This window comes from Nocardia sp. NPDC058640, assembly GCF_042716995.1.
Lineage (GTDB): Bacteria > Actinomycetota > Actinomycetes > Mycobacteriales > Mycobacteriaceae > Nocardia.
In genome coordinates this window covers 777,152-800,204 of record NZ_JBHXRG010000001.1, presented here as the reverse complement: position 1 = coordinate 800,204, position 23,053 = coordinate 777,152, and the positions used below count along the sequence as shown (strand labels likewise).

Here is a 23,053-nt window from a genome sequence, read left to right as displayed (position 1 = left end):
GGCACCGTCATGGGAGAGCCACACACGCTGTACGGGACGCCGGTCGAACGCGGCCGGCGCGCGATCGACGATGTCGAGATCAGGCAGTGGGCGCAACGCTTCGACCTGCTGTCGGACCCCGGTCGCCTGGAGATCCTGCTGTGCCTGCACCGCTCGCCCGGCATCAGCGTCGGCGAGCTGGCCGCCGCGATCGGCCGCAACGAGAACGCGATCTCCCAGGCGCTGCGCGTGCTGCGGCACGAAGGCTGTATCACGTCCACCCGCGAAGGCCGATCGGTCACCAACCGACTCACCGACCCGATCATCCACGAAATTCTCCACACCATCGGCGCGCAACACTGACGCCGGCAATCCACTCCTGGAGGCGATGATGGCGAAGATTCTGTTCGTAATGACCGGTGCTGATCACTGGACCCTGTCCGGTAATGCCAAGCGGCACACCGGATATTGGGCCGAGGAGTTCACCGCGCCCTACCAGGCCTTCACCGAAGCCGGTTTCGAAGTCGTGGTGGCGACGCCGGGCGGGGTGAAGCCGCCGGTAGACCTGGGGAGTTTGGCGCCGGCGGCCAATGGTGGCGAGAAGGGTGCCGAGGAGGTCGCGGAGATCATCAAAAATGCTGCGCCACTGGATAATCCGATCGCTCTGAGCGACGCGAAGCTTGCCGACTACGTCGCGGTGTTCTACCCCGGCGGTCACGGTCCGATGGAAGATCTTGCGGTGAACAAGGATTCGGCGGCGCTGCTGGTAGAAACCCTGGATTCCGGTAAGCCGCTGGCGCTGGTCTGCCACGGCCCCGCCGCGATCCTGGCCACCGCGGAGAACGGCCCGTCACCCTTCGCGGGCTACCGTTTGACCGCTTTCAGCGACGCCGAAGAACGCCTCGGCGGCCTGGCTGACCAGGCCAAATGGCTGCTCGAAGACCGCCTTATCGAACTTGGCGCCGATTACCAGTGCGGCGCACCCTTCGAGCCGTTCGTGCAAGCCGACCGCAACCTGCACACCGGTCAGAACCCGGCGTCGGCCGCACCGCTGGCCGCCGCGGTTCTCGACGCCCTCTAGACGAACTACGGGCCCAGCGAAAACCGCTGGGCCCGTGCGTGTTCGGGACTACTTCAAGGCGACGCGCGCCCCATCGGAGAAGGCCGAGTCGTGGAATTCCACGGCCGTGGCAACCGTGCCCACCGGAACATCGAAGACCAACACCATCGAGATCTTGTTGCCGGGGTTGATCTCGGCGGACAGCTGATCGTTGACGTTGATCTCCGCAGCGGTGTCGTTGGCGAACTCGCGGCCCTGATCATCAATCAGCTTCTGATTCGAGCCGAAATAATGCTGGGCGACGTTCGAGGTGTTGGCCACGTCGACGTAGACCAGCACGAATTCACCCTGCGCGGTCTTCTGCATGTACGGGTTGTCGCCCACGATGGCGACCGGCGGATCCACCTTCGTCACGGTGAACCCGAACTTCCCGTCACGCACTTCGGTACCGGCAGGCGCGGGCACCGACTTGCTCTCCTGCGTCTTGGCGACCTCGTTGGCCGCCCCACCGATCAGTGCCGCACAGCCGCCGAACAACACCAGCACGGCAACGACGAACCCGCCGAGCACCCACGGCCACACCTTCTTCTTGCGCGGGGGCTGCGGGTAGTAAGGCTGCTGGGGGACACCGGGATTGGCGGGGTACTGGGGAGTGGACATGGTGATCTCCTGAAGGTAGTTGTCAGTTGTTGTTCATCGCGTCGATGACCATGGCGATCACCCACACCGGCAGCCACAGACCGCAGGTGAGCAGGGTGAGCACCAGGTGCAGCCCGTGGTTCACGCCGCGGTGGACCACGATCGTGTGCGCGCCCATCCCGTTGTTCTGGGTGACCGACACCATCGGATGGCCGGGCATGGGGTAGCTCGGCGGCATCGCGTAGCCCTGGTGAGGCGGATACTGCTGGGGCGCAGGCGGATACGGCTGCGTGTGCTGCGGCGCCGCGTAGGGCAGCGGTGCGAAATCGGCCGGGTCGGGCCGGGGTGCCGGTAGATCCGCCTGCGTCGGGGGGTCCCACGCCACCGGTGCGTGCGGGGACTGTGACGGTTTGTCGAGCGGACCGGTCATCGGTTCCTCCTCTGGGAAAGGCCGTCCGAGCTGCCGGTGGCCGTGAGGGTGGGGCGTGTGATGGCACGACCGATCGCGGCCCGAGGAGGGCCGTGTGCTTCCGGGGGTGTGCATCGAAGAATGGAGCTGCGAGAGTTGTTGTCGCGCAACCTGGTTCGTGCGTTGCGGGCGGTATTTCTGGATGATTGCCGCGCCGTTGAGAAGAACGCTACACCTACGCAACGTCGATAGCAACAGGGAAACAATGTTTTCACTGTGGACGTTGAAAACATGTGTACTGACGTCGGGTTATGTCAATGGTGACGTGTTACGTTTGACCTTGACCAGAGGAGACCCATGTCAGACTCGACGCCCACCGTCGCCGCCGCCGAGATCTCCCGGCTGGCCGGCGTCACCCGCGCCACCGTGAGCAATTGGCGGCGCCGACATGCGGATTTCCCCGCCCCGGTGCCCGGCGGCTCCGAATCGCGGCCGCTGTTCGACCTGGCCGAAGTGCAGCAGTGGTTGCGCGGGCACGGCAACACCGCGGCCGATTCGCCCGTGCAGCGCCTGCGCACCGTGTTGCGTTCCGAGGTCGCGCCCGAGGATGTCGTGGCGCTGATGGAGTTCGTGGCCGACCCGGCGAGCAAGACCACGGACCCGGTGCGGGAGGCGGTGCGAGCGGCGGTCGGGGAAGTGGGGGTGCGGGAGACCCTCACGGTGCTGGCCGAACGCGGGCTGGACGGGCCGAGCACGGGCATCTATCCCACCGATCAACCCGTCGCGGCGCTGATGGCCGACGTGCTCGCCGCGTCCGCCTCGCCCGCGCCACGCTCGGTGCTCGACCCCGCCTGCGGTGGGGGCACTCTGCTGCTCGAGGCGTCCAGGATCGGTGCCGCGTCGCTGCAGGGCCAGGACATTCTGCCGGTGCAGGCCAGTCGCACCGCTGCACTGCTGGGCACGCTCGCGCCGAAGGCCGAGGTCGATATCCGGGCAGGCGACGCCTTGCTCGCCGACGCGTTCACCGATCTCGAGTTCGATGCTGTCCTCTCGAATCCGCCGTATTCCCAACGTGATTGGAGCGCCGATGAACTGGCGCTCGATCCACGCTGGGTGTACTCGGTGCCGCCACGTAGTGAATCCGAACTAGCGTGGGTCCAGCACGCCATCGCGCATCTGCAGCCCGGTGGTACCGCTGTTCTCCTGCTTCCGCCGGCAGTGGCTGCGAGGTCTTCGGGCCGCCGCATTCGCATGGAACTGTTGCGCGCGGGCGCATTACGGGCAGTGATCGCGCTGCCGCCCGGCGCGTCGACGCCACGTCAGGTCGGCCTGCAACTCTGGATCCTGCGTCGACCAGGCCAGGGCCTCCCGAAAGACACACTCCTTTTCGCCGACACGACCCGCCTGCCCAATCATGGAGGGGAACAACCGGATTGGCAGATTCTCGCCGACACGGTCGTCAAGGCGTGGCGTGCCTTCGATAAAGGCGACGATGCCACTGTTCCCGACGTGACCGCCGTGGTTCGCGTGATGGACGTCCTCGACGACGACGTCGACCTCACCCCCGCCCGCCACGTGCGCGCCGCGGTCGACCCCGACAACGCCTCGGCTTCCGCCCACGCCGCCATCGCCCAACTGGCAGACAACCTCACCGAACTGCACGCCGTCGCCGACACCGTCCGCGAATGGGACGCCGCCCCCGGCACCGTGTGGCGCTACGTCGCCGTCGGCAACCTGATCGCGGGCAAGGCCGTCCGCATCGTCACCAGCAGCTCCGAAGCTGTCCCCGACGACGCACCCCAACGCGCCGTCCTCACCGGCCACGACCTGCTCAACAGCCGCGCCCCCTCCGGCCTGACCGCCCCCGGCGCCCCCGTCGGCGACCTGATCGAAGAAGGCGACGTCCTTGTCTCCCGCCTGCGCGACGACCACGGCGCCGCCCAGGGCACCCGCGTAGCCGAAGGCCCCGACATCGGCGCCGTCCCCGCCCCCGGCGTCCTGGTCTTCCGCACCGACCCCACCCGCATCGACCCCTGGTTCTTCGCCGGCTTCATCGGCAGCCCCGACAACGCCGCCGCCATGTACGGCACCACCACCATCCGCCTCGACCCCGCCCGCCTGCGCATCCCCATGCTCCCGCTGCCCGCCCAAAAAACCTACGGCGCCGCCTTCCGCCGCCTCCACCACCTCCGAGTAACCGCCCACACCACCGCCACCGCAGCCCGCCACGCCGCCGACCTGATAGCCACTGGCTTGACCGCGGGCGCCCTGGAGCCGACCAAGGAAGCGTGACCGCCCGACGCGGATGCTATGGCGACAATGTGTACATATTTGGGTACACTTTTGGCATGGAAACCCTGTCGGTCCGTGAGGCGCGCGAGCAACTGTCCGGCCTGTTGGCGCGATTTCGTCAGGGTGATCGGCGGCCGGTGGGCGTCGGCTCGCATCGCAAAACCGAGGCAGTGATGGTTCCGGTAGAGGTATTCGAGGAGCTGACCGCAGATCGGTCGCGGTCGTTGGCACAGGCGGCCGCATCGGTTCGCGCAGAGGGTGGATCCGCGAGTCCGGTTGCTGAAGCAATCATGAGCCAGTGGGCGCGTGGCGAGATCAGCACCACGCGGATGCGAGAGCTGGTCCGGGGTCTGTACGGCGCAGCGTGACGGTCGACCCGTACCTCGACCCCGAATCGGGTGTTTTCCGCAATCGTCTGGGGATCGCGGACGCGGCCGCACTGCACCAAGCGGAGTCCGATCTGAGTCAGGCGGCGCTCGTCGACCTGGGCGTTCGAACGCTGCCGGGTCGCTACGACTTGCCACACCTGTGCGCGTTCCACCGCGAGATCTTCGGCGACGTCTACCCGTGGGCTGGCGAGGTTCGAACAGTCGGGATCGCGAAATCCGATCCCTTCTGTCTTCCGCACCATATCGTCAGCTATGCGGCAGAAGTGTTCGCCGGGCTGACGGCAGACGGGCACCTGCGTGGGTTGAACCGATCTGAGTTCGTCACGAAACTGGCGCACTACCTCGGCGAAGTCAATGCCATCCATCCCTTCCGTGAGGGGAATGGTCGGGCGCAGCGGGCGTTCTTTCACCAGCTCGGGCGTGAAGTCGGTTGGGTGGTCGACTGGTCCGATCTCGATCCTGATGAGAATGTGCGGGTGTCGATGGCATCGCTGCGCGGCGACAACGGGCCGATGCGCGACATGCTCGATCGGTTGGTGCACGAAGTATGACGATCGCCTTGGATAAGAGGAAGTGGTCAGGGTGCGTGAAGTGATCGATGGGCGGTATGAGATCACCGGGGCGTTGGGGGCTGGGGGGATGGGGGAGGTGTTGTTGGGGTATGACGTGGTTTTGGATCGGGCGGTGGCTGTGAAGCGGATTGCGGTGGGGCAGTTCGCTTCTCGGGCTGAGATGGCGGAGGAGTTCGTTGCTCGGTTTCGGCGGGAGGCCAGGGTTACCGCGCGGATTCGGCATCAGGGGGTGCCGCAGGTGTTCGACGCGGTGCTCGACAAGGGGGCCGACAGTGTTTATCTGGTGATGGAGCACATCGAAGGGGTGACGCTGCGGGACTTCCTGTCGGGGGTGGGGGTGCTGTCCATCGAATGTGGGGTTGCGGTGGCGGCGCAGATCGCGACGGTGTTGTCGCATGCGCATGTGCTGCCGGTGGTGCATCGGGATTTGAAACCGGCGAATGTGTTGGTGGCGGGGGATGGGACGGTGAAGGTGATCGATTTCGGGATCGCGGCGTTGCTCGACGGGAGTACCAGTCGGATCACGCGGACCGGGTCGGTGTTGGGGACTGCCGCGTATATGTCGCCGGAATTGGTGAACGGGCAGGAGGTGGGGCCTCGGGCGGATTTGTACGCGCTGGGGTGCATCATGCATGAGATGTTCAGTGGCAGAGGGGTTTTCGAAGCCGCGTCGCAGTTCGATACGCACAACCGACATCTGTCGGAGGCACCGACGCCGTTGCGGGTGCTGCGACGGGAGGTGCCCGCGCCGATCGAACAGTTGGTGCTCGAGTTGCTGGCCAAGGATCCGTCGGATCGACCGGCTACCGCGCGTGATGTGTATGACCGGCTGTTGCCGTTTCTTCCGGGGGTTGGGACGGCCGAAAGTGCCAGTCCTGCTGGCTATCCCGATCCGACCAGGATCTTTCGCCGCCCGAACCCGCCCGCGGAATCACCGCAGGATCCGGTACCCCCGCGCCCCGTGAAGCCCCAATCCGTCACCGAGACGGGCGGACTCGTGGAAGTCGCGGCCCGCTATCGCGAACTGTGCGAACTCGGTCGCTTCGCCCAGGCCGCCGAAGCCCTGGTCACCGTCGTCGACGAGGCGGAAGCACGCTTCGGCCCCACCAGCCCCCAACTCGGCGAACTCCACCGCGACATCGCCACCGCGCTCGCCCACAGCGGCGAACAACGGCGCGCCCTGGCCGAATGGGAGAAGGTCGAGGCGATCGAACTGCGCGCCACGGGACCGGTCAGCGGACGGGTCTGGCGGGCGCGAGTCGCGGCGGTCGACTGCCGGGCCGCGCTCGGCGAACTCACCGCATCGGACGCGGTGGACCAGCTGTACCGGATGCTGGGCGAAATACGTTCTGGCGATGCCGGATTCAGCGACGAGGCGGTGCTGGTGCGGGTCGCGATCGCGGAATGGTTGCCCGCAGTGGGCGATCGTGCCAGAGCGCAACGGTTCCTCGAACAGCTGCGTATCGATCTCGAAGTGCTGCGACCCGCCGACGACCCGCAACGCAGGAGGGTCGAGCAACTGGCCGCCGAGTTCGGCCTGTGACCGAGCCCGGTGGGGTTGTCGGTGGTCGGGAGTAGGCTCCTCGCAGTGTCGATGGGGGAGTGTGTCGGCTCGGTCAGATGCGGCAGGTGGTCCGCACGGAAGGGGAGTGAACCAGGTGCGGTGGTTCGGCAGGATCGGGTGGGTCGTCGGATTGCTCGGCGGAGCTTTCAGCGTGCTGCTGGGCGCGGTCGGGTATTTCAGCAGCATCGATGATGGCAGCACGTTCGGGATCGTGCTGGCGGTGGCATTCCTGGCCGGGGGCACCGCACTGTCGGCCGTGTCGATCTGGCAGCTCGTGATCGGCGATCGGCGCAAACGCAACTTCACCGCGCAGCACGGGGACCACAGCGCGTACGGATACGGGCAGGGCCTCCACGGTGCTGCGCCCCAGTACGGGCATGGCCCCAACGGCGCTGCGTCTGAGTACGGGCACGGCTCCCACGCTGCTGCACCTCAGCAGGGGTACGGGCAGTCGGGCAACACCAATCCTGGTGCACCCCAACAGGTGTACGGTCCACCGATGCCTCCGCGAGCACGCCCGGAAACGCCCGCGACCCCGTATCCGCACGCGTCCTACCCGCCGAGGTCAAGCCCACCGACCCCCTTCCCACAGGTCCAATACACCCCACCGTCCGCCCCGATCTCCCCGACAGTGGCCCAAACCCCCGACTGGCAGATCCGCACCCGCACCGCCCATCACTGGCTGCCCACCGGCATCCCGTATGTCACCGCACCCACGGGCGTCCTCGGTTCCCCCGCAGACCTGGACCGCGACAGCTCCGCCACCATCCCCCTGCGAGTCCGCGACGCAGTCCGCGAAACCATCGCCGTCGAAGGCCCGATCGAGCGCACTCAGTTGGTAGCGCGTGTGGCCCAACGTTTCGGCGTGCAGAAACCCTCGGACAAGCAACAGATCTGCGTACTGGGCGAAGTACCCGAATCCCTCATGCGCGCAACCTCATTGGGCGTGTTCGTCTGGCCCTCGGATCTGGACCCCACCACCTGGCGCGGCTTCCGCTTCACCCCACCGACCGTTTCCCGCGCCATCGACACCATCGCCGCCGAAGAGATCGTCAACGCGATAACCCAGGTGGCCCAACACAATCGAAACACCTTCGACGAGATCGTGTGGGCCACGCTCACCCAGTTCGCCCACGAGCGCACCGGTGCCGCCGAGGACCGCGTCGAAGCCTGCCTGAACACCGCGGTCCGGCGAGGCCGACTGGCCAAAGACTCAGACGGCCGCTACCGGGCGCTGACCTAAGCGGGCAGCGCGGGCAGCGTCCGCGCGTGGGTGACCTCGGGCGACACCGTGATGATGTCGCAGGCAGCAGCGATCTGATGCGGCACATCCGAACCCAGATGCGTCAAACTCGGCGTCACGATCGCGGCAGCCTCGGTGGTATTGACCACGTCGAGCAGCCGACCGATCGGATCGGCGGTGCGATCGCTGAAAACCACGGTCTTGGTGAAGCGGTAACCCAGCCGCTCGGCTAGCGAACGGATCTGCGTTTCGTCCCAGGACTGAGCGACACCCGAGATGTCGCGGCGCAGGTAACCGATGGCCGGTGGCTTCATGGGCATGACGGTACCGGCGCACCGTGTCGAGACCATGAACGCGACCGAACGTGAGTCGAATTCGCAATCTGACCGTTGCTCATTTCGCAATCAGCGATGCTCCCACGCGTCATTGGAGATCAACGCGGTCAGCAGCACGCGAATCGCGTCGACCCGCCGTTCCGTGCCGGGCAGCTGATCCAACGCGCATTCGGGATCGGCGGGCGGCCCCAGGTGCGTGCAGCCACGCGGACAGTTCTCGATGGCACCGGCGAGGTCGGTGAACGAGGCGATGACGTCGTCGGGCGTGATGTGGGCCAGGCCGAACGACCGGACGCCGGGAGTGTCGATCACCCAACCACCCTCAGGCAGCGGCAAGGCCACCGACTGGGTGGACGTGTGCCGACCCTTGCCGACACCGGACACCACGCCCACGGCCCGATACGCATCGGGCACAAGGCGATTCACCATCGTGGACTTGCCGACACCGGAGTGGCCGATCAGCGCGGTGAGTCGGTTGTTCAAGATCTCGAGCACCGGCTCCATCGGATCGTCGATGCCCGCGTACAGGATCTTCAGATCCAAACCCTCGAAGGCGGAAGCGAATTCGGACTCCGAGACCAGGTCGCGTTTGGTCAGCACCAGAATCGGTTCCAGCCCACCGGCATACGCGGCCACCATCGCCCGCTCGACGAAACCCGTGCGCGGCGGCGGATCAGCCAGTGCCACCACGATGAACAGCTGTTGGGCATTGGCGACCACGATGCGTTCGAACGGGTCGGTGTCGTCGGCGGTGCGCCGCAACACGGTGCTGCGTTCGCTGACCCGCACGATTCTGGCCAGGCTGTCGGGCCTGCCGGTCAGGTCGCCCACCACGTCGACCTGGTCGCCGACCACGATCGGCGTGCGGCCCAGTTCGCGAGCGCGCATGGCCACGATGCGCCGGTCGGCGTCACCGCCCAGGACACAACCCCAGCGGCCGCGGTCGACGGCGACCACCATGGCGGCCTCGGCGTCGGCGTGCTGGGGGCGGGTTTTGGTGCGGGGGCGCGACGAGGCCTTGCCCGGGCGGACCCGGACATCGGATTCGTCGTAGCTGGCTGAGGATCGGCCTTGGCGGCTCAGCGCGCCACTCCGTTACCGGATAACGCGGGCGCCAACATCTGCTCCCACAGGGCGACGAAGGTCGGCAGGGTCTTGGCGGTGGTGCCGATGTCCTCGATCTCCACGCCGGGCACGCGCAGGCCGATGATCGCGCCGGCGGTGGCCATGCGGTGGTCGGCGTAAGAGTGCCACCGGCCACCGTGCAGCGGGGCCGGCACGATCTCGAGGCCGTCCTCGGTCTCGGTGACATTGCCGCCCAGACGGTTGATCTCCGCGGAAAGTGCTGCGAGACGGTCGGTTTCGTGACCGCGCAGATGCGCGATGCCGCGCAGTCGCGAGGGCGAGTCCGCCAGCGCCGCAAGGGCCGCCACGGTGGGGGTGAGTTCGCCGACGTCGTGCAGGTCGATGTCGATGCCGGCCAGGCGATCGGGTCCGTGCACGGTGAGGACGCCGTCGGTGATGCGGGCCTCGGCGCCCATCCGGACCAGGATCTCGCGGATCACGTCACCGGGCTGGGTGGTGCCGCGCGGCCACATCGGGATGCTCACATGGCCGCCGGTCACCGCGGCCGCGGCCAGGAACGGGGTGGCGTTGGACAGGTCGGGTTCGATCTCCCAGTCGACCGCGCGGATCGGGCCGGGAGCCACGGTCCAGGTCTGGGCGTTGCCGGAATCGGCGGGGGTGCGCACGGTCACGTCGGCGCGGCGCAGCATTTCCACGGTCATCTCGATGTGCGGCATCGACGGCAGCGACTTGCCGTCGTGGTGCACGGTGATGCCCTCGTCGAAGCGAGCGGCCGACAGCAGCAGACCGGACACGAACTGCGAGGAACCCGACGCGTCGATGGTGACGGTGCCGCCGCGCAGTGCGCCGGTGCCGTGCACGACGAACGGCAGCGCGTCACCGTCGACATCGAGGCCAAGGGCGCGCAGGGCGTCGAGGATGGTGGTCAGTGGGCGCAGTTTGGCCTGCTCGTCGCCGAAGAACGCGACATCGCCGGATGCCAGCGCGGCGGCGGGCGGCAGGAACCGCATGATGGTGCCCGCCAGGCCGCAGTCGACCGCGGCACTGTGCAGCGGCGCGGGGGTGACCTCGAGGGTGTCGGCGTCGCCGGTGATCTCGGTGCCCAGCGCGCGCAGCGCCTGGATCATCAGGTCGGTGTCGCGGCTGCGCAGCGCACCGGTGAGGGTGGACGGCCCATCGGCCAGTGCGGCCAGGATGAGCGCGCGGTTGGTGATGGATTTCGAACCGGGCAGGGTCACGGTCGCATGGACGGGGACCTCGATAGGGGGCGCAGGCCAGAAACTCACGTCCCCATCTTCGCTTATGTGCGGTTCGGACACACCGGTGGTGCGGTTTTCGGCGTGGGGTGGGGTCGTCGACACGGTTTTCTGTCGGTGTCCGCGCGTATGTTGGCCCTTATGTGTGGACGATATGCGACGACCACGAATCCGGGCCGGTTGGCGGCCGAACTGGACGCTGTCGACGAGACGGGCCTGGACGAGCCGGACGCGGCCGTGAGTTACAACGTCGCGCCCACCACCCAGGTGCTCACGATCGTGGAGCGGCACGAACACGGCGAGCCCGACGACGACCCGCGCTTGCGGATCCGGCGGATGCGCTGGGGTCTGATCCCGCACTGGACCAAGGCGGGCGAACCGGGCCTGCCCGCCAAGGGCAAACCGCTGTTCAACGCCCGCGCCGACAAGGCCGCTACCGCGCCGTCGTTCCGTGATTCGGTCAAGAGCAAGCGCTGCCTGGTCCCGATGGACGGCTGGTACGAATGGCTGGTCGAGCCCGCGCCGACCGGCAAGGGCAAGGCGGTGAAGCGGCCGTTCTATATGTCGCACACCGACGGTTCGCTGCTGTACATGGCCGGGCTGTGGTCGGTGTGGCGTGATCGCAGCGTCCCCGATGCCCAACCGCTGCTGTCGTGCACGATCTTGACCACCGACGCGATGGGCGAACTGGCCGACATCCACGACCGGATGCCGTTGCCGATGCCGCGCGAGCACTGGGACGCGTGGCTCGACCCCGATCACCCCGCACCCGCGGAATTGCTGAAGCCGCCTTCTCCGGCGGAACTGGCCACGATCGTGGCGCGTCCGGTGTCGAGCCTGGTGAACAACGTGCGCAACAACGGACCCGAACTGTTGGTGCCCGACGGTACCTGCGACGACGAAGCCGGGCAGACCACACTGCTGTGATCGTGCCCGGCCGCGGCCGTAGACGTCAGAGCGTGCAGGGCACCGAATCGGTGGCAATGTTCAACCCGCACTTGATGATTCCGGTGACCAGATCGATGACCTCGGTGGCCACCCCGCCACCCAACTTCTCCGTTTTCTCGGCGGTCTCGTCATCGTCGGTCCCCGGCGCGGTCTTGGGCGATTGCTTCGGCGTGGTGCCCTGACCGTTGAGCGGATAGTCGCCGGGCTCGGCCTGCGACGGCGGAACCACCTGCGGCACAGCGGTGGCGACGGGAGCCAACACACCGAAACCGATTACCACAGCACCGGACAGCATGGCGATCGTCGAACGAGCAGACATCTTCGCATCACATCCTCGGGTCGATTCAGTCGTACCGGGCGCAGAATATGTCCCAGTGAATTCGGAGCCAGAGCAGATCCGGATGGCCCTCAGCCGGTGATATCCGCGGTGACCGCCGCACACGCCCGCACCAGATCCGCAGGCGCCAACTCGATCTCCAACCCGCGTTTGCCCGCGCTGCACAGCACCCGATCCCACCGCAGCGCCGACGCGTCGACAACAGTGGGCAACTTCTTGCGCTGCCCCAGCGGCGAAACCCCGCCCAGCACATAGCCGGTCGTGCGCTGCGCCTTGGTCTTGTCGGCCATGATCGCCTTCGGCGCACCCAACGCCGCGGCCGCCGCCTTCAACGACAGTCGCGCCGGCACCGGCAACACCGCCACGGCCAGCGCGCCCGTGGAGAGTTCGATCACCAAGGTCTTGAAGATCTGCGCGGCCTGCACACCCACCAGCTCCCCGAGCGCGTCGACAGCCTCGTCGCCATACGATTCCGCCCGCGGATCATGGGAATACGCGTGCACTCGATGCTCGATGTCGCGCAGGGACCGGATCGCGGGAGTCGACATGCCGGTCACCCTACTTCCGACATTCCGGCGGTGCGGGAACACGGATGCGGGGGTGCCTGTTGCACACAAGTGACAAGCCCATCCAGGGAGAGATCGTGAAGGAGAGATAGTGACACTGCTGCTCGAGGAGCGTCCTCTCCTGCCACGGGGTGCGCGAGTGCCTGTCGATTCCGTTGTGCCGGTAGATTCGGTGACTACGGCGATCGAAGGGATGGGTGTGACGAGCGACGACGACAACCGGGTGTCGGACGGGGCGTCCGGCACAGAAGTCGACGAAGCCGAGCTGGCGGCCCGGTTCGAGCGGGACGCGCTGCCGATGATCGACCAGCTCTACGGCGCCGCGCTGCGCATGACCAGGAACCCGGCCGACGCCGAGGACCTGGTGCAGGAGACGTTCGTGAAGGCGTTCCAGGGGTTCAAGTCCTTCCGGGAGGGCACCAATCTGCGCGCCTGGCTGTACCGGATCCTGACCAATACCTACATCAACTCCTACCGCAAGAAGCAGCGTCAGCCCGCGCAGTACCCGACCGACGAGATCACCGACTGGCAGCTGGCGGCCACCGCCGAGCACTCCTCGGTGGGCCTGCGCTCGGCCGAGGTGGAGGCACTGGACGCCCTGCCCGACGACCAGATCAAGTCCGCGCTGCAGCAGCTGCCGGAGGAATTCCGGATGGCGGTCTACTACGCCGACGTCGAGGGCTTCCCGTACAAGGAGATCGCCGACATCATGGGCACCCCCATCGGTACCGTGATGTCTCGGCTGCACCGCGGACGCAAGCAGCTCAAGGGCCTGCTCGCCGACGTGGCGCGCGAACGTGGATTCGACCGTGGGGAACGCCAGGAGGTTGTGAAGTGAGTGACGATCCCGATCTCGACATGGACTGCACCGCGGTCCTGGCGGATGTGTGGCTCATGCTCGACAACGAGTGCGACCACGCCACCAGGGCGCGCCTGCAGGAGCACATGGACCACTGCAGCCCCTGCATCGAGGCCTACGGCATCGAGGAGAAGATCAAGGGCCTGCTCAGCCGCAAATGCGGTGGTGAGCACGCCCCCGACGGCCTGCGCGACCGGCTGAAACTGGAGATCCACCGGACCATCACGGTCACCAGGATCGAGACCAGCGAGAGCTGATCAGCCCCGGATACGACAAAAGCACGCTCTCAACTGAGGGCGTGCTTTTGTGTCTGTGCGCAGCGGCACGACTCAAGCGTTAGGACGCTTGCCGTGGTTTGCGGCGTTGCCCTTGCGGCTGCGCTTCTTACGTCCACGCTTACCCATGGGAGCTCCCTTCTATGTCTGGTCGACACCCATTGTTTCATGTGTGGTTGGCTGTAGCTTCGGCGGATACTAACGAAGGGGTGCCATGCCTGAAGAAGTGCGCGCGGAGATGGTCTCGACCGTGCTCGCTGTGGAGGTCACCGTGGGCGAACATGTCCAGGTAGATCAGACACTGGTGCTGCTCGAGTCGATGAAAATGGAGATCCCGGTGCTCACCGAGGTCGAGGGCGATGTCACATCGGTGAACGTCGCACCGGGCCAGGTTCTGCAGGCGGGCGACCTCATCGCCACCATCGCGTAAGTCACACGAAACACGAAGCGGTAGATCCAGCGTGGCAACACTGAGCGAGCTCCTGGCCGAACACACCGACCTTCCCGGCATCGCCGTGGACCATCTGCAACGGGTGGTGGGTGACTGGCAGTTGCTCGCCGATCTCTCGTTCTCGGATCTGCTGCTGTGGGTGGGCGCGGGCCCGGTCGACGACGGCTGCGACGTGGTGTGTGTGGCCCAGATCCGGCCGACCACCGCGCCGACGGTGCATCTCGAGGACAAGGTGGGCACCACCGCTTCGCGGTCGGAGTTCCCGCAGGTCTTCGATGCCCTGCTCAGCGGCACGACGGTGCGCACCGACACCGAGGTCGAGGTCAGCGGGGTCTACCACCCCAGCCCCGCCCACGCGATCCGCGAGGCGATCCCGGTGCGCTGCGGCGACGACGTGATCGCGGTGCTGAGCCGCGATTCCGATCTCGCCCGCTCGCGGGTGCGCAGCACACTGGAGACGGCCTACGTCTCGTGCGCCGACGACCTGTGTCAGATGATCGCCGACGGCAGCTTCCCCACACCGGAAGACCGGGCCGCCACCCACTCGAGCCCGCGTGCCGGTGACGGTTTCATCCGCCTCGACACCGACGGCATCGTCGTCTACGCCAGCCCCAACGCGCTGTCGGCCTACCACCGCATGGGTATGCAAGCCGATCTCGTGGGCCAGGACCTCGCGGTGACCACCCGCTCGCTGATCACCGACCCGTTCGACGCCCAGGAAGTGGTGGCCGATATCCAGGCCGCGCTGGCCGGACGCACCGGACGCCGGATGGAAGTCGAAGCGCGCGGGGCGACCGTGCTGTTGCGCACGCTGGTGCTGCGCCCCGGCGGCGAACTGGCCGGGCCCGCGCTGCTGGTGCGCGACGTCACCGAGGTGAAGCGGCGCGACCGCGCGTTGCTGAGCAAGGACGCCACCATCCGCGAGATCCACCACCGGGTGAAGAACAATCTGCAGACCGTGGCGGCGCTGCTGCGACTGCAGGCCCGTCGCACCGAGAACCCCGAAGCCCAAGTGGCACTGACGGAATCGGTGCGCCGCGTCACCTCGATCGCCTCGGTGCACGAGATGCTGTCGATGTCGGTGGACGAGGAAGTCGACCTCGACGAGGTCATCGACCGACTGCTGCCGATCATGGCCGACGTGGCCACGGTGCACACCGCGCGGATCAAGGTGCGCCGCGCCGGATCGCTGGGAGTGTTCTCCGCCGAACGCGCGACACCGCTGGTGATGGTGCTGACCGAACTGGTGCAGAACGCGATCGAGCACGCCTTCGACGCGGGCGAGAACGGTACCGTGACGATTCGCTCCGAACGCTCCGCACGCTGGTTGGACGTGATCATCAGCGACGACGGCCGTGGGCTACCGGCAGGGTTCAGTCTGGAAGGTTCCGACCGGTTGGGATTGCAGATCGTGCGCACCCTGGTGACGTCGGAACTGGGCGGCTCGATCGGATTACATCCCGGTGCCGATGTGGGCACGGACGCGGTACTTCGAGTGCCGCTGGGCCGTCGCGCCGGGCGCTGAAGTATTCCAAAACCGCTGGTAGGCAACAATAAACCCGGCACCGCGAAGGTGCCGGGTTCTCACACATGCGTTACCGGGCCGGGGCTGAATGGCCCGGCAACGCCAGATCCGTCGTCTCTAGACGGTGGTACGCGTACGGGTGCGCGCGTTACGACGCTTGAGCGCGCGACGCTCGTCTTCGCTCATGCCACCCCACACGCCGGCATCCTGTCCGGACTTCAAGGCCCACGACAGGCAATCGGCAGTGACGGGGCAGCGGGCGCAGACCAGCTTGGCATCGGCAATCTGCGCGAGCGCAGGACCACTGTTACCCACCGGGAAGAACAGTTCAGGGTCCTCATCGCGACAGATGGCCTTGTGGCGCCAGTCCATTCCTCTGCTCCTTTGCGTGGACGCCACAAAGGGCGCCGGTAGTTAGTGGATCGTTCACTTGTGCGACTCGAATGTTTCCGCACGGTTGCTTGTGAATGCTTTCACGATCACCGTAGATGTCAATAGGTCTCCGGCGCACCGTGGGGGAGATCACGCTCTAGGGCCCCGTGAGGGGAACCTGCCCGGTCATTTCTACTCGCGTCCGGTGGTTTTCGCAGCGCAACCAGCAGATTTTTCTTCGCGACCGGCGTTCAGGACGGCTTGGGAGCCACCACATCGAGCACACTGGGCACAGATGTGAAATGCACCATCTTGCGTTTTCCGATGAAGTCGCCATCGATTTGCAGACCGATCTCGGAGTCGGTCTCGATGCGCACCGAATCGACGTTGTCGGCGCGGAAAAGCGTTGGCCCCTTGGGGTTTCCGTTCTCGGCCAGCAACTGTCGGGCAAGCAGCAGGGTGCGGGTCACGCTCATCGACTTCATCGCGAACACCCCCAGGCCCGATTCGAAGGTGGTCGTGGGATTCGTACGAATCGGACGGTCCTCGAGATAGGTCCACGGACTGGAATTCGTGACGAAGGCGTAATAGACGTCCTCCACCGGATCCCGTCCAGGTACCTCGACAGTGACTGTCGGTTCCTGCCGCCGCGCACCGAAGAACTTGCGCACCGTGGTGAGCAGATAGCGCGTCGGCGTGGCCTTGCGACCCTTCGCGCGGGCGGCGTCGATGGCCTCGCACACGTCGGCGTCCAGGCCCACGCCCGCGCTGAAAGTGAACCAGCGGTCGTCAGCCAGGCCCAAGCCGATGCGGCGGTCGGCGTCGCGGGCCAGCAGGTCGATGAGCTGGTTGGTCGCGGTGACCGGGTCGGGGGAGATGCCCAGCGCGCGGGCGAACACGTTGGCCGAGCCGCCGGGGATGATGCCCAGGCGCGGGCGCCACACCTGGTCGTCGCCGACCTGGGGCACCGGCAGGAAACCGTTGATGGTCTCGTTGACCGTCCCATCGCCACCGTGCACGACGATCAGGTCCATTTCCTGCGTGGATGCCCACTGGGCCAGTTCCGCGGCGTGACCGCGATGCTGGGTGTGCGCAACGGTGAGCTGCGTTCGGCTCTCCAGGGCGTGCGCGAGCAGATCCCGGGTGGCCGGGGTCGTCGAGGTGGCATTGGGATTGACAATGAGCAGCGTCCGCACAGTGCCGAGGGTAATGCGCTGCGGCGAACACCCGGCGCGCGCCGGGCACCACGACGCGTCGTCGTAGGCTGGGGCACGTGGCAGAGCAGGACGTGACAGCAGACGGTGACCAGCGTGAGGTGCCCACCGGCATCCCGATGACGGTGCGAGCGGCCGGTGTCCTGGTCACGCTGGAGGGTCTAGCCGGTCTGGTCACCGCGATCGTGCTGGTCGTGCGGGCGCTGACCGGGCACGATCAATCCCAGGCCAGCGGGGTCGGGACCGCGATGTGGTTCGGGGTGCTGTTCGGTGGCGTGTTCGCCGCGGGCCTCGGGTTGCTGCGCGGCAAACGGTGGGGCCGCGCGATCGCGGTCATTGCGAACGTGTTGCTGCTGCCGGTGGCGTGGTCGTTGCTCACCGACTCCCATCAGCCGCTGTGGGGGAGTTTGCTGGCGGTTGTCGCGGTGGGTGGACTCGCGACGTTGTTCGCGCCGGCGACCAGTCGGTTCATGGCCGCCGACTACGCCGAAATCGACGACGAATAGCCCGGCTTTTCGCGCGCAATTCAACGAACGCGAAAAGCCTTGTTACCCAATCGAATTGCGAAAGTCGTTGCGCGGCTTCAGTTCACGGTCGCGGCAAGTGCTGTCAGTTCGGAACCCGATAGTCGGTAGCCGATCCACTCGTCTTGCGGTGCGGCGCCGAGGGATCGGTAGAAGGCGATCGACGGGGTGTTCCAGGTGAGTACCGACCACGAGACCCTGCTGTAGCCGTGTTCGACCGCCTCCGCCGCCAGCGCCGCCACCAGTGCGCGGCCGAGTCCGGTGCCGCGGGTCTCGGGGCGCACGTAGAGGTCCTCGAGCCAGATGCCGTGCACGCCATCCCATGTCGAGTAGTTCAGGAACCAGATCGCACAGCCCACCACCTCGCCGTTGTGCTCGGCAACGTGCGCGAACAGTGCGGGCGTCGGGCCGAACAGCGCGGATTGCAGCTGCGGCGCGGTGAGCGTGCACTGCGCGGGTGCCTTCTCGTACTCGGCCAGGTCGTGGACCAAGCCGACCATCGCGGGCACGTCGGCGGGGGTGGCACGGCGCACGAGTGCGGTCATCGCAGAATTCCTTCGATCGGTTCGGTGCGGGCGGTGAGGTTGTGGCCCCAGATGGAGTGGGCGTCGTGGTCGAAGCCCAGCACGCTGACCGCGCCGGTGGACATCGCGAAGCGGCGGCCTTCGCGCACCGGGAACTCCGCCCAGCGGGCGATCAGCACGCGGGAGAAGTGGCCGTGGCCGACCAGGATCACGTCGCGCTTCGGCAGTTCCGGTTCGACCCGGGCCAGCACTCGGTCGGCCCGTGCGCCCACCTGGTCGGCCGTCTCGCCGCCGGGCACGGGCGCGGTCCACACGGTCCAGCCGGGCACGGTTTCGCGGATCTTCGCGGTCGTGATGCCCTCGTACTGGCCGTAATTCCATTCGACCAGGTCGTCGTCGACGTGGATCGGGTGCAGACCGGCCAGTTCCGCGGTCTGCCTGGCGCGCAGGCGCGGACTGGTGAAGCACAGGGGGTCGCGCAGGTGCAGCGACTCGAGCACCAGCCCGGCCGCCACGGCCTGGGCTTCGCCCTGCTCGGTCAGCGGCAGGTCGGTGAAGCTGGTGTGTTTGCGCTGGCTCGACCACTCGGTTTCGCCGTGGCGCAGCAGGACCAGACGGGCGTCGGGTTCGGACATGGGTCCATCATGGCAGTGCCGGGTCAGGTCAGCGCGTACAGCTGGCCGCCGCGTCGCTCGAACACGGTGTTGCCCAGCACGGCGGTGGAGATGGTGTCGCCGCGGTAGTCGGCGCGCTTGACCGGGATCGCGGCCACGGTCGAACCGTTGCCACTGTCCACCGCGACCAGCCCGTTCGCGACCGGGACCAGCAGTCGTCCCGCCATCAGCGCGGGCGTGCCCAGTGCGTCGCGCACGGTCCAGACGGGTTGTAATGTGCTGGAGCTCAAGGCAATCAGGCTGGTGCCGGTGAAGACGTAGATGGCCGAACCCAGTCGGGTCACCGTGGTGCGTTCGTTCCACGGGGCGGCCAGTTGATGCACCGCGATCTCGTTGCCGGTGCCGTCGTGCACGGCGATCCTGGCGGGCAGTCCGAGGCCGGTCGCGGTGGGTGGAGTCGGCGGGTAGTAGACGGCAACCTTGTTGTCCGACACCGCGATTACCCGCATCTCGGGGGAATCGGCGCCGGGTGCGGTGAGCACGCGCGAGCCGTGTTCCTCGGGGTCGGTCGATTCCTTCGGGGCCGGGTTCAACACCGTCAGCCGGTCGGTGGCGTCGCCCGGGCAGCGTTCCAGTACCGCCAGGCGCGACGAACTCGACGCGGCCGACCGCAGCTCACATCCGTTGCGCGGCTGGGTATTCGGGTTCACCGGCGCGTCGACGTAACCGTATTCGAGCGTGCGCACCAGATCCGAACGCCACATCTCCAGTCGATTCGACCCCAACGCCAGCAGATAGGTCCCGTCCCCGGAAACCCGGATCTCGTCATCCATATAGCTGCTGCGCGCCACCCGCCGCGCCCCCGTATCGGCCTCGAGCATCACCGACTGACTGCACCCCCGCTGATCACGATAGGTGGCGATCACCGCGCCGAACTGCGATTCCACCCCGCACAACGGCATATCCCGGCGATACCACCACAACTGCGTCCCCGTCACCGGATCACGCCCACTCACCGTGCCGTGATCCCCGGTCACCACCACATTCCCCGAAACAAGCGCCCGCCGACTCGCCGCATCCGAGGCATGCCACCGCTCACTCAACGTGGTCGGCAACTCCGTAGCCGCGGTGACAGTAGGCGCAGGCGACGCCGCCACCACCGAATCGGTACCGGTGGCATCAGCGCGCGCCCATACAACGAACGCCGCCACCACAAGGGTGACGGCGATCGCGACTGCTACGAAGACATCGGCGCGCGTCCGCCGTTCGGGTGCGAGCACGATGGCGAGTGTAGTTGGGACGCCGGAACAGTTCGCCGCCGGTGATCGCGCGCCGTGGGTCAACTCTCGATTCTCGGCGGTGTCAACGGAGTTCGCCCAGGTGAAGTACCATCATCCGCTGATCGATGAGGGCTTGATCGAAACGCGCAGAGGTCTACCGGATCGGGAAATCTATCGACGACTACGCAGGGTGGGGGTTCTCGTGGACGCGCTCGGTGGTTCTCGTTGCTGACAGCTTGGGGTGACGAGAGTGGGTCGCAACCAGACGCCGACCCCGGAACATACATCCTGTCCGCCGTCCTCATCGAGGATGGCGACGTTCCCGAGGTGCGGGCCACCATGGGCAGTCTGCAGTTGCGTGGCGAGAAGAAGGTGCACTGGAACAAGGCCAACGCCGAACGGCGCATGGCACTCATCGAATGCTGCACCTCGCTGCCCATATGCGGAATCGTGGTCGTACACAACGAGATCGGTGCCAGTGACCGTCGTCAGCGCCGAAAGTGTCTGGAGCAGCTGTTGCCCCAGCTGGACCACCTGGAATGCGCGGTCCTGACCCTGGAGTCGCGAGGTGGTCTCGACGCCAGTGACGTCGATATCGCGTACAAGTTCCGCGCCCAGCACGTGCTAGGAGCGGAACTGCGCATCGAGCACCGCATCGGCCGCAACGAGCCGGTGCTGTGGGTTTCCGACATTGTCTGCGGTTCTGTGGTTCAGCACCGCGTCGGCAACTCCACCTATCTCGACAAGCTCGGTGGACTGATCGAGGTACGGGCGATCTGACCCGGATACGACGCGAGCCACGGGCCTCGTCGTCCGGCGAGTAATCCCGTGGCTCACTTCCAACCCCACCGCGATGGGATGGCTATGTATCGAGGCTAGCACGACCACACGCAGCACGGTCGACCCGAGATTTCGAGCGGGCGCTGGTGTAGGCGGGGAAGGCGGCGAATGCCCTCCCCGGTGCTAGATCAGGCGTCTACGGTTGCCGTTGCTTCGGGGGCGGTGGCATCCGCGGGCTTGCGGCGGCGCCTGCGGCGGGCGGGCTTGGCTGCGTCGTCGCCGTCGGCCGGGGCCGAATCGGGGGCGTCGGTGGCTTCGCTGGTGCTCGACTCGGGGGTCGCTGCTTCGCCATCCGCGGGCTTGCGGCGGCGGCGACGGCGGCGGGCGGGCTTGTCGCCTTCGACCGTCTCGTCGGTGCCCTCCGCCGACTCGGTGGTCGGTTCGGTGCCCTCGGTGATGGGGGTGCCTGCGCGGGTGCGGCGGCGGCTGCGCGAGGACTTCGGGCGCTCGGTGCGCTCCTCGACCACGACGTCGGCTTCCCGAGCGGCGGGCGCGGCCTTGCGGATCACGCCGGTGATGCCCTGCGGGATGCCCAGGTCGCTGTAGAGGTGCGCGGAACTGGAGTAGGTCTCGGCCGGGTCGGCCATGTTCAGGCTCAGGGCCTTGTTGATCGACTCCCAGCGGTGCAGCTCGTCCCAGTCGATGAGGGTGATCGCGACGCCGGTGCGGCCCGCACGGCCGGTGCGGCCGATCCGGTGCACATACGTCTTCTCGTCTTCGGGGCACTGGTAGTTGATGACGTGCGTGACGTCGTCGATGTCGATACCGCGCGCGGCCACATCGGTGGCCACGAGCACGTCGATGCCGCCCTTGCGGAACTTGGTCAGCGCCTTCTCGCGGGCGATCTGACCGAGGTCACCGTGCACAGCGCCGACATTGAACCCACGCTCGGCGAGATCGTCGGCCACCTTCTGCGCGGTGCGCTTGGTGCGGGTGAAGATCATCGTCGCGCCGCGGGTCTCCGCCTGCAGCACGCGCGCGACCAGTTCGGCCTTGTCCATCGCGTGTGCGCGGTAGACGAACTGCTCGGTGCGATCGTGCACCGCGGAATCGTTGGCCAGCTCGGCACGGATGTGCGTGGGCTTGGTCAGGAAGGTGCGGGCCAGGGTGATGATCGGACCCGGCATGGTGGCCGAGAACAGCATCGTCTGACGCTTGTCGGGCACCATCGACAGGATGCGCTCGATATCGGGCAGGAAGCCCAGATCCAGCATCTCGTCGGCCTCGTCGAGCACGAGCACGCCGATCTTGCCCAGGATCAGGTGACCCTGGTTCGCCAGATCGAGCAGTCGACCCGGCGTACCGACGACCACGTCGACGCCCTTGCGGAGGTCGGCGATCTGGGTGTCGTAGGGGCGGCCACCGTAGATGGCGGCGACCTTGAGCGGGCCCTGGTGGTTGGTCAGGTACTTGCTCGCGTTCTCCAGGTCCTTGGTGACCTGGATGCACAGCTCGCGCGTGGGCACGATGATCAGCGCACGCGGGGTGCCGTCGAGCGGGGTGGTGCCGGTGTCGGCGGTGGCGACACGGTGCAGCAGCGGCACGCCGAACCCGAAGGTCTTGCCCATGCCGGTGCGGGCCTGGCCGATGAGATCCTCGCCGGCCAGAGCCAGCGGCAGGGTCAGTTCCTGAATCGCGAAGGTGCGTTCGATCCCGATTTCGCCCAGCGCGCGCACGATTTCTTCGCGCACGCCCAATTCGGCGAAACTCGGCGGGATGTGGGTGGTGTCCAGTTCGGCCGTCAGGAGTGTTTCGGCCACGCCGGGTTCCTGTTCGACAGTGATCTTGCTCAGTGTTCGTGCCTTCCTCGTCATTGCATCTCGCACGCACGAGGTGGGGCGGGCCGGTCGGCCCGCGACGACCACATCTCCGCCTGTGATACTCACCGGGCCTGCGCCGG

At 66.9% G+C, this 23,053-nt stretch carries 28 protein-coding genes; 14 read left to right on the top strand and 14 right to left on the bottom strand.

Annotated features, from left to right (window positions below):
• Window positions 1-9 precede the first annotated feature (9 nt).
• Both ACFWU5_RS03855 and ACFWU5_RS03850 read left to right on the top strand, forming a co-directional pair.
• On the top strand, window positions 10-342 hold the full coding sequence (locus ACFWU5_RS03855) for an ArsR/SmtB family transcription factor (RefSeq protein ID WP_379240208.1): 333 nt from the start codon (window positions 10-12) through the stop codon (window positions 340-342).
• A 49-nt stretch (window positions 343-391) separates the two neighbouring features.
• Window positions 392-1,060: a type 1 glutamine amidotransferase domain-containing protein gene (locus ACFWU5_RS03850; RefSeq protein WP_379266063.1), complete on the top strand. Its 669-nt coding sequence runs from the start codon at window positions 392-394 to the stop codon at window positions 1,058-1,060.
• Window positions 1,061-1,108: 48 nt separating this feature from the next.
• Here ACFWU5_RS03850 and ACFWU5_RS03845 read toward each other — a convergent pair whose 3' ends face one another.
• Together ACFWU5_RS03845 and ACFWU5_RS03840 are read right to left on the bottom strand one after the other, a co-directional pair.
• Complete coding sequence (locus ACFWU5_RS03845) at window positions 1,109-1,699, bottom strand: DUF4352 domain-containing protein (RefSeq protein WP_379240210.1); 591 nt, start codon at window positions 1,697-1,699, stop codon at window positions 1,109-1,111.
• A gap of 22 nt (window positions 1,700-1,721) precedes the next feature.
• Window positions 1,722-2,108, bottom strand: coding sequence for a hypothetical protein (locus ACFWU5_RS03840; RefSeq protein ID WP_379266062.1), 387 nt, complete (start codon window positions 2,106-2,108; stop codon window positions 1,722-1,724).
• Window positions 2,109-2,444: 336 nt separating this feature from the next.
• Between ACFWU5_RS03840 and ACFWU5_RS03835 the strand changes: the two genes are divergently transcribed.
• From ACFWU5_RS03835 to ACFWU5_RS03815, 5 genes are all read left to right on the top strand, one after another.
• Complete coding sequence (locus ACFWU5_RS03835; RefSeq protein WP_379266061.1) at window positions 2,445-4,379, top strand: N-6 DNA methylase; 1,935 nt, start codon at window positions 2,445-2,447, stop codon at window positions 4,377-4,379.
• A 56-nt stretch (window positions 4,380-4,435) separates the two neighbouring features.
• Window positions 4,436-4,747 (top strand): hypothetical protein, encoded by a 312-nt coding sequence (locus tag ACFWU5_RS03830; RefSeq protein ID WP_379266060.1) that lies wholly within the window; start codon window positions 4,436-4,438, stop codon window positions 4,745-4,747.
• The gene (locus tag ACFWU5_RS03825; protein WP_379266059.1) at window positions 4,744-5,319 is read left to right on the top strand and encodes a Fic/DOC family protein; all 576 of its coding nucleotides are present in this window, start codon (window positions 4,744-4,746) and stop codon (window positions 5,317-5,319) included. The genes ACFWU5_RS03830 and ACFWU5_RS03825 overlap by 4 nt, the downstream gene beginning before the upstream one ends.
• A 31-nt stretch (window positions 5,320-5,350) precedes the next feature.
• Window positions 5,351-6,883, top strand: a complete 1,533-nt coding sequence (locus tag ACFWU5_RS03820) for a serine/threonine-protein kinase (RefSeq protein ID WP_379266058.1) — start codon at window positions 5,351-5,353, stop codon at window positions 6,881-6,883.
• 106 nt (window positions 6,884-6,989) lie between these two features.
• Entirely contained in the window at window positions 6,990-8,147 is a 1,158-nt protein-coding gene (locus ACFWU5_RS03815; RefSeq protein ID WP_379266057.1) for a DUF3320 domain-containing protein, read from the top strand.
• Here ACFWU5_RS03815 and ACFWU5_RS03810 read toward each other — a convergent pair.
• The 3 genes from ACFWU5_RS03810 to aroA form a co-directional block, all read right to left on the bottom strand.
• Window positions 8,144-8,461 (bottom strand): hypothetical protein, encoded by a 318-nt coding sequence (locus ACFWU5_RS03810; RefSeq protein ID WP_379240214.1) that lies wholly within the window; start codon window positions 8,459-8,461, stop codon window positions 8,144-8,146. The two genes, ACFWU5_RS03815 and ACFWU5_RS03810, sit on opposite strands and share 4 nt — an antisense overlap.
• Before the next feature lie 90 nt (window positions 8,462-8,551).
• Entirely contained in the window at window positions 8,552-9,442 is an 891-nt protein-coding gene (rsgA, locus tag ACFWU5_RS03805) for a ribosome small subunit-dependent GTPase A (RefSeq protein ID WP_379266056.1), read from the bottom strand.
• A 119-nt stretch (window positions 9,443-9,561) separates the two neighbouring features.
• Complete coding sequence (gene aroA, locus ACFWU5_RS03800; protein WP_379266055.1) at window positions 9,562-10,854, bottom strand: 3-phosphoshikimate 1-carboxyvinyltransferase; 1,293 nt, start codon at window positions 10,852-10,854, stop codon at window positions 9,562-9,564.
• Window positions 10,855-10,965: 111 nt separating this feature from the next.
• On the opposite strand from aroA, the gene ACFWU5_RS03795 reads away from it, so the two are divergent.
• The gene (locus tag ACFWU5_RS03795; protein WP_379240218.1) at window positions 10,966-11,751 is read left to right on the top strand and encodes an SOS response-associated peptidase; all 786 of its coding nucleotides are present in this window, start codon (window positions 10,966-10,968) and stop codon (window positions 11,749-11,751) included.
• A 25-nt stretch (window positions 11,752-11,776) separates the two neighbouring features.
• On the opposite strand, the gene ACFWU5_RS03790 is transcribed toward ACFWU5_RS03795, so the two are convergent.
• Both ACFWU5_RS03790 and ybaK read right to left on the bottom strand, forming a co-directional pair.
• Entirely contained in the window at window positions 11,777-12,091 is a 315-nt protein-coding gene (locus ACFWU5_RS03790; protein ID WP_379240219.1) for a hypothetical protein, read from the bottom strand.
• An 89-nt stretch (window positions 12,092-12,180) separates the two neighbouring features.
• The gene (gene ybaK / locus ACFWU5_RS03785) at window positions 12,181-12,666 is read right to left on the bottom strand and encodes a Cys-tRNA(Pro) deacylase (protein WP_379240220.1); all 486 of its coding nucleotides are present in this window, start codon (window positions 12,664-12,666) and stop codon (window positions 12,181-12,183) included.
• 202 nt (window positions 12,667-12,868) lie between these two features.
• Between ybaK and ACFWU5_RS03780 the strand changes: the two genes are divergently transcribed.
• Window positions 12,869-13,513 (top strand): sigma-70 family RNA polymerase sigma factor, encoded by a 645-nt coding sequence (locus tag ACFWU5_RS03780; protein WP_379240221.1) that lies wholly within the window; start codon window positions 12,869-12,871, stop codon window positions 13,511-13,513.
• 20 nt (window positions 13,514-13,533) lie between these two features.
• The gene (gene rsrA / locus ACFWU5_RS03775; protein ID WP_379240958.1) at window positions 13,534-13,791 is read left to right on the top strand and encodes a mycothiol system anti-sigma-R factor; all 258 of its coding nucleotides are present in this window, start codon (window positions 13,534-13,536) and stop codon (window positions 13,789-13,791) included.
• 72 nt (window positions 13,792-13,863) lie between these two features.
• Here rsrA and ACFWU5_RS03770 read toward each other — a convergent pair whose 3' ends face one another.
• Complete coding sequence (locus ACFWU5_RS03770; RefSeq protein ID WP_022597109.1) at window positions 13,864-13,938, bottom strand: 50S ribosomal protein bL37; 75 nt, start codon at window positions 13,936-13,938, stop codon at window positions 13,864-13,866.
• Between the two features lie 85 nt (window positions 13,939-14,023).
• On the opposite strand from ACFWU5_RS03770, the gene ACFWU5_RS03765 reads away from it, so the two are divergent.
• Both ACFWU5_RS03765 and ACFWU5_RS03760 read left to right on the top strand, forming a co-directional pair.
• Window positions 14,024-14,239: a biotin/lipoyl-binding carrier protein gene (locus ACFWU5_RS03765; protein ID WP_379240222.1), complete on the top strand. Its 216-nt coding sequence runs from the start codon at window positions 14,024-14,026 to the stop codon at window positions 14,237-14,239.
• A 31-nt stretch (window positions 14,240-14,270) separates the two neighbouring features.
• Entirely contained in the window at window positions 14,271-15,785 is a 1,515-nt protein-coding gene (locus ACFWU5_RS03760) for a sensor histidine kinase (RefSeq protein WP_379240223.1), read from the top strand.
• A 117-nt stretch (window positions 15,786-15,902) separates the two neighbouring features.
• On the opposite strand, the gene ACFWU5_RS03755 is transcribed toward ACFWU5_RS03760, so the two are convergent.
• The gene (locus ACFWU5_RS03755; protein WP_266292507.1) at window positions 15,903-16,157 is read right to left on the bottom strand and encodes a WhiB family transcriptional regulator; all 255 of its coding nucleotides are present in this window, start codon (window positions 16,155-16,157) and stop codon (window positions 15,903-15,905) included.
• Between the two features lie 251 nt (window positions 16,158-16,408).
• The gene (locus ACFWU5_RS03750; RefSeq protein ID WP_379240224.1) at window positions 16,409-17,353 is read right to left on the bottom strand and encodes a diacylglycerol/lipid kinase family protein; all 945 of its coding nucleotides are present in this window, start codon (window positions 17,351-17,353) and stop codon (window positions 16,409-16,411) included.
• Window positions 17,354-17,490: 137 nt separating this feature from the next.
• Here ACFWU5_RS03750 and ACFWU5_RS03745 point away from each other — a divergent pair, with 137 nt between their 5' ends.
• Window positions 17,491-17,877 carry a hypothetical protein gene (locus ACFWU5_RS03745; RefSeq protein ID WP_379240959.1) on the top strand — a complete coding sequence of 129 codons (387 nt, stop codon included), beginning with the start codon at window positions 17,491-17,493 and terminating at the stop codon, window positions 17,875-17,877.
• 77 nt (window positions 17,878-17,954) lie between these two features.
• Here ACFWU5_RS03745 and ACFWU5_RS03740 read toward each other — a convergent pair whose 3' ends face one another.
• The 3 genes from ACFWU5_RS03740 to ACFWU5_RS03730 are packed head-to-tail and all read right to left on the bottom strand — an operon-like array spanning window position 17,955 to window position 20,313.
• Window positions 17,955-18,440 carry a GNAT family N-acetyltransferase gene (locus ACFWU5_RS03740; RefSeq protein ID WP_379266054.1) on the bottom strand — a complete coding sequence of 162 codons (486 nt, stop codon included), beginning with the start codon at window positions 18,438-18,440 and terminating at the stop codon, window positions 17,955-17,957.
• Window positions 18,437-19,054 (bottom strand): acid phosphatase, encoded by a 618-nt coding sequence (locus ACFWU5_RS03735; RefSeq protein ID WP_379240226.1) that lies wholly within the window; start codon window positions 19,052-19,054, stop codon window positions 18,437-18,439. Before ACFWU5_RS03735 ends, ACFWU5_RS03740 begins: the two co-directional genes overlap by 4 nt.
• Before the next feature lie 23 nt (window positions 19,055-19,077).
• On the bottom strand, window positions 19,078-20,313 hold the full coding sequence (locus ACFWU5_RS03730) for a hypothetical protein (protein WP_379266053.1): 1,236 nt from the start codon (window positions 20,311-20,313) through the stop codon (window positions 19,078-19,080).
• A 225-nt stretch (window positions 20,314-20,538) separates the two neighbouring features.
• On the opposite strand from ACFWU5_RS03730, the gene ACFWU5_RS03725 reads away from it, so the two are divergent.
• Window positions 20,539-21,093, top strand: a complete 555-nt coding sequence (locus ACFWU5_RS03725; RefSeq protein ID WP_379240228.1) for a hypothetical protein — start codon at window positions 20,539-20,541, stop codon at window positions 21,091-21,093.
• 188 nt (window positions 21,094-21,281) lie between these two features.
• Here the strand turns inward: ACFWU5_RS03725 and ACFWU5_RS03720 are convergent, their stop codons facing one another.
• Window positions 21,282-22,967: a DEAD/DEAH box helicase gene (locus ACFWU5_RS03720; RefSeq protein WP_379240229.1), complete on the bottom strand. Its 1,686-nt coding sequence runs from the start codon at window positions 22,965-22,967 to the stop codon at window positions 21,282-21,284.
• Window positions 22,968-23,053 lie beyond the last annotated feature (86 nt).